We start from the raw sequence: 12,887 nt of genomic DNA, 5'->3' as shown, positions 1-12,887 counted from the left end.
GCTCCGCGACATGCCATGGCGCGACTGCCGACCGGAGCTTGGCAGGCGGAAGTCGTCAGCGCGCGTCACGTGACCAACAGCAGGAGGGTACTCGTGAACCACCCGAACCGACTCCGTGATGCGGTACTGGAAGACGGAACCACGCCACTGATCGGCGTGTTCGACATGTTCTCCGCGTCCGTGGCGGCACAGCACTACGACGGGATGTTCGTCTCCGGCTTCGGCTTCGCCGCCTCCCACTACGGCCTGCCGGACATCGGCTTCATCGCCTGGCCCGACATCGTCGCCTTCGTCCAGCGGCTGCGTCTGGCCTTCCCCCGGCAGCACCTGCTCGTCGACATCGACGACGGCTATGTGGACCCGGAGACGGCCTGCCACGTAGTCCAGCAGCTGGAGGCGATCGGCGCCTCCGGCGTGATCCTGGAGGACCAGAAGCGGCCCCGGCGCTGCGGGCACGTGGACGGCAAGCAGGTACTGGCACTGGAGGAGTACCTGGAGAAGCTGGAGCTGATCCTGGCCGCCCGCCGCGACCTGCTGGTAGTGGCCCGTACCGACGCCACCGAGGAGGACGAGATCCTGCGGCGCGCGAAGGCGCTGGCCGCCACCGACGCGGACGTGATCCTGGTCGACGGGGTGCGCAGCGTCAACTGGATCCGCAAGGTCCGTACCGTCATCGGCGACAAGCCGCTGCTGTTCAACCAGATCGCGGGCGGCAAGTCGCCGCGCCTGTCGCTGCCCGAGCTGAGCGGGCTGGGCGTCAACGTGGCGATCTACAGCACCCCGTGCCTGTTCGCGGCCCAGACCGCGATCGACCGGGCGCTGCGCGACCTGAAGGACGCGGACGGCCGGCTGCCGGAGTTCACCGCGGACAGCGTGGGCGTCGCCGAGTCGCTGGCACTGCTGGAACGCAACATCAGCCGGCACCACGAGCGGGTTCCGGCGGGGAGCGGCGCTGCGACGGCGGTGGTGGCCGGGGGGTGATGCCCGTTGGTGCGTGAGGGCGGGCGGGGCGGGGGCTGCGGCATAGCGGTCCCTGCCTCGCCCGCCTCTCGTCGCGGCGCGTCGTTGCCCACGTGGTGCCCGACGTTCCGTCCGCCTCTCGCCGAAGCGCATCGGCGCCCGCTTCTTGGCGTGGCGTCCGACATCCCGTCCGCCCCCTCGCCGCCCCTCGCGAAAGGGCTCCGCCATGTCCGCCACCGCCCGCACACCCTCCCCCTTCCGTGCCCTGGCCGCCCGTATCGACTGGTACATCGTCGCGCTGCTCGCCACCGTCGGCCTCGGCGCGCTGCTGCCCGCCGACGGCACCCCGGCCGAGGTGCTGGGCCTGGCCACCAAACTCGCAGTAGGTCTGCTCTTCTTCCTCTACGGCGTCAAACTCTCCCCACAAGCCGCCCGTGGCGGTCTGCGCCACTGGCGGCTGCACCTGCCGATCCTGCTGTGCACCTTCGCCGTCTTCCCCCTCCTCGGCCTGCTGCCCCGCCTCCTCCCGTCCGCCCTCCTCAGCCCCGAACTGGCCACCGGCATCCTCTTCCTGTGCCTGCTGCCGTCCACCGTGCAGTCCTCCGTGGCCTTCACCTCCATGGCACGCGGCAACGTGGCCGCTGCCATCTGCTCCGCCTCGTTCTCCACCGTGCTCGGTGTGGTCCTCACCCCGCTGCTCGCCGCCCTGCTGCTGAACGGCGCCGGCACCGTACCGATCTCGCTGTCCCAGATCACCGACATCGTCGTCCAGCTCGTCCTGCCCTTCGTCGCCGGGCAGTTCGCGCGCCGCTGGCTGGCCGAGTGGGTCAGCCGGCACCACACCCTCACCCAGCTCTGCGACCGGGGCTCCATCCTGCTCGTCGTCTACGTGGCCTTCAGCAAGGGCATGACCGCCGGCATCTGGAACCGTGTCTCCCCGGCCCGCCTGCTCGTCCTCCTGGCCCTGTGCGCCGTCCTGCTGACCCTCGCCTTGGCCCTCGCCGCACGCGGCGCCCGGCTGCTGGGCTTGCCCCGCGTGGACCGCGTCACCACGGTCTTCTGCGCCTCCACCAAGAGCCTGGCCAGCGGCCTGCCCATTGCCACCGTCCTCTTCCCCGCCACCCAGGTCGGTCTCGCCGTCCTGCCGCTGATGCTCTACCACACCCTCCAACTCATGGTCTGCGCGACGGCGGCCCGGCGGTGGGGGGCGCGGGACGGCGGTGGAGGCGGTACGGGGGAGGTGGGGGAGCGTCCGGTGCCGGTGGGTGAAGGGATGAAACCAGTGCCTGCCGACCGGCGACCGATGGTGTGAGGCCGTGTCCGCGTCACTCGGGGAGGCTTCTTGAGGGCCGCCATGCCTCGGATGCTGTCACGCACCATTCGCACAAGTGCCCCGGACACGCCTTTGAGTGAGAACGAGTTCTGCGAACCGGAACGGCGCTTCGTGTCCGCCGGACCGTCGCGTTTGATCTTGCTCGGGCAAAGGACCGTTGGTGCAAGTCACCTGGTGTCGGGGGCGAATGCGCTTCCTGGAAAAGCAGCATCTGAACGGGCGGTTTGCCCATCGCGAGCAACGCGCCACTGGGCCGCGGCTGACGTCCCCGGAGGTGCGTCGGGGCCGACCGTGGTGGGCCCCGACACGCCTCGCTCAGGCGCCGGCTACAGCGATACGGGTTCTCTGGGCAGGTCGGCGGTGGGCAGCATGATGGCGGGGGCGCTGGAGTCGGGGATGGGGGTGGCGCGGACATGGATGTGGACGCAGTTGCTCAGGCGCCGGGTGTCCGCGGTGATGGCTGGCGCGGACCCCGGACGCCGTGGACCGCGAAGCGGTCCTGCGCTCCCTGGGCCTCGCCCCCTCCCTGCCGGTCTCCTACCACGCCGCCCGGTACGCGGTGCACCTGGACTGGCGTCTGGCCGACGAGGGCACCCTGTTCGAGCAGGCCGCGTGTGCCGACTTCTGCGTCTTTCCTTCGAAGTTCGAGCTCGACGGGTTCCTCATCGCCCAGGCCGAGGTGATGGCCTGCGGTGCGGTGCCGATCGCGACCGCGCAGAGCGTCACGGCCCACTTCGGGCACTCCCTACCCCCGGACGATCCCCGGGCCACCGGATTGTCACTGCCCGGCTCGTTCCGCGACGACGACCCGGCCCTCACCCGCGCGCTCGTCGAGCGCATACGCCAGGCCGCGGAGCTGCGACGCGCGGCCCCCGGCCACTACGCCCGGCTGTCGGCCAACACCCGCGCCACAGCCCGCCGGTTCACCTGGGCGCGCAGCGCGAGGACGCGATCCGGTACGGCTGGTTCGATTCCCTGCCCGCCGCTGCCTGGGACCGGCACCGGGAGCTCATCGCACGGTCGGCCGCGGCCCTGGGCGACACGGCGGCCTACAGGCGCTCCGCACCGCTCGACGAGGCGGCGTACGGGCGTCTCTTCGAGGCCGCCTACGCCCGGGCCGACTTCGCCGCTTGCGCCCGTACCGCGCGTGCGGCCGACCGTGAGGACTGGGCGGCACGAGTGCGCGGTCGGTACGAGGTGCGTTCCGGCCCTGCGGACCACTGGCACGTGGCCTACCGGCATCCTCAGGCGCGGCACGTGGAGGTGGCCGTGCCCGGAACCGGACTGTCTCCGTCGGACCTGGAGTTCCGCGCCGAGGCCCTGGCCTCGGACGAGGCGGTGCCCGCGGGCAGCGGTGCCGTCCTGGTGCCCTTGCGGCGGCACGGGAGGGCGTCTTCGAAGGCGTCCTGCCCGGCCCGCCCGTCGGGCGCCATCTGCTCGTCATGCTGACCCTGGCCTCGGGGCGCGTCACCTGGGACACCGTTCCGTTCGAGCCGCCGACCGCCCCCTACCGGCCCGTGGCCGGCCCGCCGCCCTTCCGGCTCGTGGCGACGGACCTCGACGGCACCCTCCTGCACAGTGGCCAGTCCGTCTCCGGGCGCACCCTGCGCGCCCTCGCCAGGGTGGCCGAGGCGGGAGCCGCCCACCTCGTGGTCACCGGAAGGCCCGCCACGGCGTGCAAGCAGTATCTGGCCGCACTCGGCTATCGCGGGCTCGCCGTGTGCGGGCAGGGCGCCCAGCTCTACGACGCCGACGCCGACCGGCTGCTCAGTTCGGCCTCGCTCGACATCGACCTGGCCCGCAGTGTGGTCGAACGCGTCGAAGCCGCGCTGGGGCCGCTGGAACTGGGGGGGGCGTGACGGCACCGCCGGAGAGCCGATTCAAGGCCACTCCCCGCTTCGGCGAACGCGTCCGGCACGGCTGGGACCTCACGACCGACCGCCGGCTGCTATGGACGCACCCCATCGACAAGCTGGTCCTGCACCACACACGCCTGCCGGAGGACGAAGTCGAGTCCGTGGCACAGCGGTTATGCGGTGACGAGGTCACCGTGGTGCATTCGGTGCAGGGGATGGTGAAGGTGCTGCCGGCCGGCACCACCAAGGCGGCCGGGGTGGAGCGGGCGGCGCGGCTCCTCGGGTACGACGCGGCCGGGACCGTCGCGTTCGGTGACATGCCGAACGACATCCCGCTCCTCGCCTGGGCCGGGCACGGGGTGGCCGTGGGCAACGCCCGCCCGGCGCTGCGGGCGATGGCCGACGAGATCGCGCCCGGGGAAATGACGAGGACGGCGTGGCCGCCGTCCTGGAACGCCTCTTCGGCGGCTCGGAGCAGATGTCATGAGCGGGGCTCTGCACGAACTGGCTCGCGCCCACGGTGTATCCACCGCCTACACCACCGACCGGGGGCAGCGGGTGACGGTGTCCGCGGACACCCTCGTGGCTGTGCTGGCCGCGTGCGGAATCGACGCGGCCACCGAAGCGTCGGCCCGGGCCGCTCTGCGGGCCCACCAGGAGCGCATGGCAGCCCGGTCGTTGCCTCCGTGTGTCGTCGTGCGGGGGGCTGCCGTGCCGCGACTGGACCTGCCCCCGAACGCGTCGGTGGAAGTGGAGCTGAAGGAAGGCGGCACGGCCACCCTGTCCGGCTCCCTCCCGGTCGGCAGGCACACCGTGCACGTGAACACACCGGGAAGAAACGCTGGGACTCCTCGTCCAGCTGTATTCGGTGCTCTCGCGCCGTTCCTGGGGCATGGGCGACCTCGGTGACCTGGCGGAGCCGGCGTCCTGGTCGGGACGCGCACTCGGGGCGGACTTCGTGCAGCTCGGTCCGCTGCACGCCGTCGAACCGGGTCCGCTGCCGGACCCGTCGCCGTACCGGCCCAGTTCCCGTCGATTCCCCGACCCCATGCATCTCCGCGTGGAGGCGATCCCCGAGTACGCGTATCTCAGGGGCGAGAGGCGACGTACCGCCGAGCGGTGTGCCGCCCAGGCCGGGATTCTCAACGAGGGCATGCTGCGCGGTGACCCGCTCATCGGCCGGGAGAGGATGCGCTCTCTCAAGCACGAGGCCCTGCGGGCAGTCCATCAGGTGCCCCTCTCGCCCGGGCGCGCCGCCGCCTTCGCCCATTTCGTCACGCGCGAGGGCCAGGACCTGACCGACTTCGCCACCTGGTGCGCGCTGGCCGGTGTGCACGGCAGGGCGTGGCGGTCCTGGCCTGCCGCACTGCGCGACCCGCGCTCCCCGGCCGTGGCCCGCGCCCGCCGGGAGCTGGCCGCCGAGGTTGATTACCACCGCTGGCTGGCGTGGGTCACCGACGGGCAACTGGCCGCCGCCCAGGCCGCGGCCACGGACGCCGGCATGGAGAGCGACCTCATCCACGACCTGGCGGTCGGCGTCGCCCCGGAGGGCGCCGACAGCTGGGCCCTGCAGGACTGCCTGGCCGCCGGCATGAGCGTCGGCGCGCCGCCGGACGACTTCAACCCGCATGGCCAGGACTGGAGCCAGCCGCCATGGCGCCCCGACGGGCTCGCCGCCGCCGGCTACGCTCCACGATGTCCGGTCCGAGGTGAGCGCGGCGACGAACGAGTACGGCCAGCCCGGGATGATCTGCGCGTCCCCACGGGGGCGGCCGTGGACGTGGCAGAACAGCCTCTCCGGCGAGCAGGCCGCGTCCGACCGCAGCCAATCAGAGCCGCCCACGGCGAGCACGATCCGTCCCTCGAAGAGCGGCATCGGCAGCCAGCAGGTCACGCAGGGCCTCGGTATCGAGCCGACCATGGTTGAGGGCGCCGCACAGTGAGCCGTAGCCGCGCCGGCGCTCGGCCCGCAGCAACAGCTCCACCGGCGTCCGGGCCGGGCCGTCCGCACACAGCAGCGCGCCGGTCAGCTCGAAGAACGCATCCCCCGCGCGGACAGGCACCCGTAGAAAGCCGTCCGGAAGCGCGACAGCTCCGCCAGCGCCTCCCGCCCGCCAGCCCACTCATCCCCACGGCCCCCTCACGAACTCCCGTACCTCAGGCACGGCTGGCTCATGCACCATCGCCGACTCGGCCGCGACTACGAAACCCTTCCGCACCGCAGCGAAGCCGCGATCCAGCTTGCGATGATCGACCTCATGCCCCTCCGCCTCACCGGCGAAACCGCACCCAACTGGCGCGAAAACTAACCCACCGGGACCAGACACCACCCCAAGACGAAACACACAGTCAGGGCGAGTGTGCCTTCATCACCATAAGAGATGCCTTCTACCCGGTCCTGCCGGGGACGGTTGCGAGGTGTCCACCATTCACGTACATGTTTTGGCTGCCAGATTCCTGCGCTCTGGTCTGTTCGAGCCACTTCAGTTCCAGTGGTAACCGGCCAAGCACTGGACGACCTTCGGTCAACACATGCCGCTGCCGCTGTGGCCCGGCCCATCCCCACCGTAAGATCCTCGACTTGGACGCGATTCGCACAAAGGTTTGAAGGATCCTACGAGAAGGATGCGAGTCTCCGTGCCCAGAACCAGACAGTGGATGACTGGCCACCGTTTCATATCTCGCGCCGCCATCGGCGCGGCGCTCCTGGCCATCGCCCCATTCGCCGCAACAACGAACGCTTTCGCCACCTCGACTACGACAGATCCGAATCCGGGAATCACCGCGCCGCCATCGGCAACTCCCGCTGCGGGACCGGAAGCCAACGCGCTTGCCGCTGCCGGAGGAGGCAGCCGGCCGGTGTCGGGCAAGAACCTCCAGGCCGGCCCCACGTTCACCAAGGACTCTGCCGGCGTCTGGCAGGCCAACCGCACTAACGTCACCCTGCGCAACACCGTGACCGACGCGGATGGCGACGCGGCCAACCTGTCCTTCCAGGTCTACACCACGGACGCCAGCGGCAACCCGAAAACCCAGGTCCAGCTCACCAACCCCGACACCGGCAAACCCGCCGCCTACGGCGTGGTGGTGTCCGACTTCGTGGCGTCCGGCGGAACGGCGAACGTCACCATCAGGTACGGGGACCTGAAGCCGAACACCACCTACGCCTTCCGCACCAGCGCCTACGACGGTTCCCTGTACGAGACCCAGTGGTCGTCCTGGGCGAAGTTCCACACCCGCGGCCGGGCGGTGGATATCAAGCTGCCCGAGCCGAACAAGAATGCTCCGGTCGTCGATCAGGACGGCTTCCAAGAGCCCCAGAAGATCCCTCAGCCGACCATGACATCGGTGCCCCCGGCACAACCGCCCACCGGCCTCAGCCCCCAATCAGACTGGGACTGCGGCGACATCAACCCGAAGACCGAGATCCAGCCGTGCTCACGGATCGTACCCGGCGTCAGCAAGAGCGCACGCCAGTCGCTCGCCAGGCGGGCGAGTTCGGGTTTGCCTCACCTGGTCGACTGGTGCGAAAAGTACAGCTCGCACATCAAACGGTACGAGGCATGCATCGCGGGCTTCACGTACGAGTACAAAGGCATCGTTGTGAAGGACGGCAAGCCCACCGGGGAGATCCTGAACGCCTCCTGGGCCGTCGGCCAGGAGATAAAGCTTTCTGGAAACTCCGGGACGTTCACGCAGCAACTCATCCTCGTCCCGGTGGAAGTCGACCCGAAATTCGTCTCGGTCACGCTCGACGTGCAGTTCGACTGCCTCACCGACTGCTCGAACGGCCCGCAGGCTTGGGACGGCGCTTTGGAGTGGACCGGTGCGGACCCGGTCTCACACAACGCGATCGGAAAGCTCCATCACACCTGGACTCCGGCAGACAGCGCCGACCTGCTTGACCTGTCCACGAAGATCACGGCCTACTCGCCGGTGGCAAACCCGTCCGCAACCCGCTGGCAGGCCGCCGGCGCGCAGATCCGCTGCGAAACGATTGCCTCCACCACGCCGGGCTGCGCCTTCTACAAGTACATCCCCACGTGGGTGATGAACTTCGCCAAGACCCCGCCGGCCGTTGCACACGCGTGGCTGATCCAGTCCAAGCTGCCCCACCACCCCGGCAGCAAGGCCGCCAACAAGCCGATGTTCTTCCTGCCCGCCAAGGACAAGAACGCCCCCGGCCGCAACCCTGACGACAACCGCAAGGTGATCTGCCCCGACGGCTGGGCAGCCACCTACGGCAACCCTGACGCCACCGCCGTCCCCGAGATCATCACCGGCGACAAGGCGTCCTGCGACGAGTTCGCCTATGCCTCCAGCTACAACTCCGGCGGCATGCCCTCCGGCATCGGCGGCATGAACGAGGTCGACACCGGCAACGACTGCGCGCAGACCTACGCCACCCGCGTCAAGCAAGGCGAATGGCACCTGTACGACGACATCCGTGAAGCCGCTCCGACCTGGAAGGAAGCATGCGGTCGCTCGGCCATGTCGGGCTGGATCAACTCCACCTCGATGGGCGGGGCCTTCAGCTCGGGCTTCTCAGGCAAGTACCGGCTGCTGGACAAGGACCCGTACTGGGTGGACTTCCCGCAGTTCACGCACTGCAACGCAGCAAAGGCGACCGTCGCCTGCACGATCCCCAAGCCCTGACCGATTACTGACCGCTGGTGGGGCACAGCACACGTTCTACGCTGTGCCCCACCAGCTCTACGTCACGAACAGAGGAAACCAGCAGTGCCCGAGGACCTTGCCTGGATCGCCGACGCCTGGCATGGCACCACCCTGAACGCCCGCGACCTCTACATCACCTGCGCCCGCGGCCTCAGCCCCCAGCAGCTCGCCGAACGCATGTCCGACCATGAACCTGTCGAGATCGGTGCTGCCCTCACCGGCCGGGAAGCATCCGCCCTGGTCGACCTTGCACAGATCTACTGCGTCGGCCGTCTCGGCCAAAGCGGCGACTGGTCGTTCATCGTGGAGTCCGGAGGCAGCGAAGGGTGGGCTCTCGACCCAGCAGTCTCCCGAGACGGTGCCGAGGTCCTGATCTTCGACCCGCGGCCGGACGACCCCCCTTCCTTCTTCCGCTACCTCGCCGATGGGGAGCTGCAGCTGCACTTCGAGCTGGGCGCCGGCTACTACCCCAGCGGCGCCCAGCCCGACCTGCTGCGCCCAGCCCTGGAAGCGGTCGGGGCCATCGCGCCGGAAGACTCCCTCGACGACCTGCTCGGCGACGACGAGGAACTATCGCCTCACGAAGCCAAGCGCAGGGCCCTGCAGGCCATTGGTGAGCATTTCGGGCTGGCCCTGTCGCGGCAGGTGCTAGAGAGCGGGCAACTTCCTTCCGTCGTCACCCGCACCTCGCCCCCCTCATCTTGGTAAGCCTGAACGGGCCTGTCCGGAGGGATGGACCTGGCGCGGTCCGATCACCCACCCCACCGCGGACGTGCCCCGGCCTGATCACCACCCGTATGCCGCAGCTGGACACCGACGGGATCCCGCCTGGGAGAGGACCTCCGCTCGCAGACGTGCTCACACAGCGGCTGTCGTCGCGCAGTCCGGGATAGCGCGGTAGTGGCCGGCCCCGAAACAGGAGCCCACCGAGCGGGGCGTGCTCGACCAAGGGGTGACCGTACGGCTCGGCCAGGGCTACCCCCTGCGCGTCGCCACCGCCGATACGCCCCTGGCGACCACACACGGTGACTTCACAACTGACCGCAACGAGGAATACGCCAACCGCAATACGCGAGCCCACCGTCATAAGGCCATGCTCGGCTGGGCGCGGTCCAGGTGGCCAAGGCGCGGCCGCGTCGGCCGTAGTCGGTACGGTCGGGGTCGGTCTCCAGGCGGTCGGCGATCTGGCCGGTGGGGCCTTCGAAGCCGGGTCACGGCCCGGCCGGCTGCAGACTGGGGCCGAGGCGGGTCAGAGCCTTGGAGGCGATGCTGGGCGTGGAGCCGAGGCTGGGGTGCAGGTGACCCGGGGGCCGCCGGTGGCGAGCTGGGCCAGGCGCAGGCAGACGCACGAAGCGCTGGTCGCCGCCCACCTGCGGCACGCCACGCATACCGGCTTCCGGCCAGGGGTTCTCGACGCCGGTGGCCCGCTCCGCCCGGGTGGAGGCCCCCGGGATTTGGACGCCCGCCGCGTCTGTCGTTATTCGTTCCTTTGACGACAGGGCGGAGGCGGCGCACGCTTCTGCACGATCTCGGACTGCCGGGTAGCCGGGGCCCCGTAGGCAGGGCTCGGCATGGTGGGCTTCGGCATGGGCCTGACGTCTCGTCATATCTCCCGGCTCAGTCGTGGGTTCCGGTGTCCTCGGCTCCGGCGGCCAGGACCGTCGTACGGAACGAGGCGACGACCGGGCGCAGATCGGTTTGGTGCCATGCGGCCCACAGGGGAACAGACCTCTGGAACCAGGGCAGTTCACGGACGGCCACGCCCGATAGGTCGCCGTGCAGCATGCTCTTCTGCACGAAGGCGTTGCCGAGTCCGGACGCCACGAGGCCCAGCGCGGTGAGGGGTTCCGGCGCCTCGAAGCGGATGTCGGGGGTGAATTCGGCGGCGGCGCACGCCGCGACGAAGTCGTCCCGCCAGACGTGGTCCTGGGTGTCCTGGACGGCGATCCACGGCTGGCCGTCGAGGTCCGCGGGCCGGATCTCGGCCGCGTCGGCGAGCGGATGGCCGCTGGGCATCGTCAGCAGCAGTGTGCTGCGCAGGTCCGGATCCGACTCGGGTGGGGCCTGGGGGACCAGGGCGATGTCCAGGCTGCGCTGGCGCAGGCCCTCGAACTGCTGGAGGGCGGTGAGGTCGTAGAGGGCGACATGGATGCCGGGGCGCTCCTCGTTCAGGGTGCGCAGGGCCCGCGGCAGCAGGCCGGTGTGCATGGCGTCGCCCACGTATCCGATGCACAGGCCGCCCTCGTCGCCGCGGCCGAGGCGTCGGCCCAGGTTTTCCAGGCGGCCCGCGTGCCGCAGCAGGGCCGTTGCCTCGGCGAGGAAGACGCGGCCGTCGCAGGTGAGCCGGATGCGCTGCTGGCTGCGCTCGAAGAGCGTCAGCCCCAGGTTCTTCTCCAGCTGGGCGATCTGCCGGCTGAGCGGGGACTGCGAGATGTGCAGGCGTTCGGCGGCCCGCCCGACGTGCTCCTCTTCGGCCACGGTCACGAAATAGCGGAGTTTCCGCAGGTCGAGCATGTAAGACTCGGAGGGCTCAAGTGTGTCCAAGCAAGTCTTGGACAGTCTGACCACACGATCCTAACCTCGGTGGAGCAAGAGACGCGGACCAGGAGAATCCTCCTCAATGCCGCGTATCGCCATCTCGACAAGGATCTTCCCCATGGGCATCAGGTCCCTTCTCCCCGGGCAGCTCGGCTTCGGTACCGCCCCGCTCGGCAACATGTTCCGCGCGATCCCCGACGACGAGGTCCACGCCACCGTCGAGGCCGCCTGGGACCACGGCATCCGCTACTACGACACCGCCCCCTTCTACGGCGCGGGCCTGGCCGAGTCGCGGCTGGGCGAGGTGCTCTCCACCAAGCCCCGCGACTCCTACGTCCTGTCCACCAAGGTCGGGCGGGTCATCCTCGACGAGCACGAGACCGCCACCCCGGACTTCGGCGAGAAGGGTGGCCTGTTCGAGCACGGCAACCCCAACAAGATCGTCCACGAGTGGACCGCCGAGGCAACCGAGCGCTCCATCGAGGACAGCCTCAAGCGCCTGGGCACCGACCGGCTCGACATCGTCTGGGTCCACGACATCGCCCAGGACTTCCACGGCGATGTGTGGCTGAGCAAGTTCGAGGAGGCCCGCACCGGCGCGTTCCGCGTCCTGTCCCGGCTGCGCGACGAGGGCGTCATCAAGGCCTGGGGCCTGGGCGTCAACAAGACCGAGCCCATCGAGCTGACCCTCGCCCTCGACGAACCCCGCCCCGACGGATTCCTGCTGGCCGGCCGCTACACCCTGCTGGACCACGCCCACGCTCTCGGGCGCCTGCTGCCCATGGCCCAGGAGCAGGGCGTCGACATGGTCGTCGGCGGCCCCTACAGCTCCGGCATCCTCGCCGGTGGCACCCACTTCGAGTACCAGCAGGCACCGCCGGAGATCATCGAGCGCGTCGGGAAGCTCAAGGCCCTCAGCGACAAGCACGGCGTGAGCATCAAGGCCGCCGCCCTGCAGTTCTCCCTGGCCCACCCGGTGGCCGCCGCCGTCATCCCCGGCGCCACCCGCCCCAGCCGCATCGCCGAGGACACCGCCGCGGCGGCCGAGAACATCCCGGCCGCGTTCTGGACCGACCTGCGGGCCACCGGACTGGTCAGCCCCGCCGCCCCGCTCCCCGACAACGCCTGACCCGCCCCCCAGCACCATCCTCAGGAGAAACAATCATGGCTTCCACGTCCGTCAGCCGCGTCCTGCCCGCCTCCCCACAGAAGGTGTGGGACCTCATCGACGGCTTCGACGCCCTGCACCAGACCCTGGCCGCTTGACCTCCGGCGTCCAGGACACCGCGAACCGCACGGCCCGGACACGCCTCACGCAGGTCCGGGCCGCGGTGTCACCCCGCCCTCGCCGAAACCGGGGCACACATGGCGCGTCCCGGGCGACAGCCGGATCGTGAACCCATGCCGAGCCGCACGGGAGCCGTGAACGGCGGGCAGGCCGCCCGCCGGCGCGAGCGCGGCGTGCCGGCCTTCGTCCTGTGCAAGGCCGGCGGCGCCGGTACAGCTGTGAGCGGGGGCCGGGC

Annotated in this window: 8 protein-coding genes and 4 pseudogenes; 10 read left to right on the top strand and 2 right to left on the bottom strand. The window is 70.2% G+C overall.

Features of this window, described 5'->3' with window-relative positions; translation table 11 throughout:
• The first annotated feature begins 93 nt into the window (after nt 1–93).
• The 6 genes and pseudogenes from ACFV57_RS20555 to ACFV57_RS20530 all read left to right on the top strand — a co-directional run.
• Nucleotides 94–981 carry an oxaloacetate decarboxylase gene (locus ACFV57_RS20555; protein WP_385233977.1) on the top strand — a complete coding sequence of 296 codons (888 nt, stop codon included), beginning with the start codon at nt 94–96 and terminating at the stop codon, nt 979–981.
• A 205-nt stretch (nt 982–1,186) separates the two neighbouring features.
• Nucleotides 1,187–2,272: a bile acid:sodium symporter family protein gene (locus ACFV57_RS20550; protein ID WP_385233974.1), complete on the top strand. Its 1,086-nt coding sequence runs from the start codon at nt 1,187–1,189 to the stop codon at nt 2,270–2,272.
• Between the two features lie 1,290 nt (nt 2,273–3,562).
• Entirely contained in the window at nt 3,563–3,742 is a 180-nt protein-coding gene (locus ACFV57_RS20545; RefSeq protein ID WP_385233971.1) for a hypothetical protein, read from the top strand.
• Entirely contained in the window at nt 3,736–4,152 is a 417-nt protein-coding gene (locus ACFV57_RS20540) for an HAD family hydrolase (RefSeq protein WP_385233968.1), read from the top strand. The genes ACFV57_RS20545 and ACFV57_RS20540 overlap by 7 nt, the downstream gene beginning before the upstream one ends.
• Nucleotides 4,149–4,502, top strand: a pseudogene (locus ACFV57_RS20535) (HAD family hydrolase); the annotation flags it as partial. The gene ACFV57_RS20540 and the pseudogene ACFV57_RS20535, both read left to right, overlap by 4 nt.
• A gap of 539 nt (nt 4,503–5,041) precedes the next feature.
• Nucleotides 5,042–5,779, top strand: a pseudogene (locus ACFV57_RS20530) (4-alpha-glucanotransferase); the annotation flags it as partial.
• Nucleotides 5,780–5,836: 57 nt separating this feature from the next.
• Here ACFV57_RS20530 and ACFV57_RS20525 read toward each other — a convergent pair.
• Nucleotides 5,837–6,250 (bottom strand): annotated as a pseudogene (locus ACFV57_RS20525) (transposase); the annotation flags it as partial.
• A gap of 64 nt (nt 6,251–6,314) precedes the next feature.
• Between ACFV57_RS20525 and ACFV57_RS20520 the strand changes: the two are divergent.
• From ACFV57_RS20520 to ACFV57_RS20510, 3 genes and pseudogenes are all read left to right on the top strand, one after another.
• Nucleotides 6,315–6,458, top strand: a pseudogene (locus ACFV57_RS20520) (IS5/IS1182 family transposase); the annotation flags it as partial.
• 328 nt (nt 6,459–6,786) lie between these two features.
• Nucleotides 6,787–8,805 (top strand): hypothetical protein, encoded by a 2,019-nt coding sequence (locus ACFV57_RS20515; protein WP_385233965.1) that lies wholly within the window; start codon nt 6,787–6,789, stop codon nt 8,803–8,805.
• 84 nt (nt 8,806–8,889) lie between these two features.
• On the top strand, nt 8,890–9,534 hold the full coding sequence (locus tag ACFV57_RS20510) for a DUF6461 domain-containing protein (RefSeq protein WP_385233962.1): 645 nt from the start codon (nt 8,890–8,892) through the stop codon (nt 9,532–9,534).
• Nucleotides 9,535–10,443: 909 nt separating this feature from the next.
• Here the strand turns inward: ACFV57_RS20510 and ACFV57_RS20505 are convergent.
• The gene (locus ACFV57_RS20505; RefSeq protein WP_385234126.1) at nt 10,444–11,340 is read right to left on the bottom strand and encodes a LysR substrate-binding domain-containing protein; all 897 of its coding nucleotides are present in this window, start codon (nt 11,338–11,340) and stop codon (nt 10,444–10,446) included.
• Between the two features lie 142 nt (nt 11,341–11,482).
• Here ACFV57_RS20505 and ACFV57_RS20500 point away from each other — a divergent pair, with 142 nt between their 5' ends.
• A complete protein-coding gene (locus ACFV57_RS20500; RefSeq protein ID WP_385233959.1) occupies nt 11,483–12,493 on the top strand; it encodes an aldo/keto reductase in 1,011 nt (336 codons plus the stop codon).
• The last annotated feature ends 394 nt before the right edge of the window (nt 12,494–12,887 follow it).

Source organism: Streptomyces sp. NPDC059788 (genome assembly GCF_042732265.1).
Taxonomy (GTDB): Bacteria; Actinomycetota; Actinomycetes; order Streptomycetales; family Streptomycetaceae; genus Streptomyces.
This window is presented reverse-complemented; position numbering and strand designations above follow the sequence as displayed.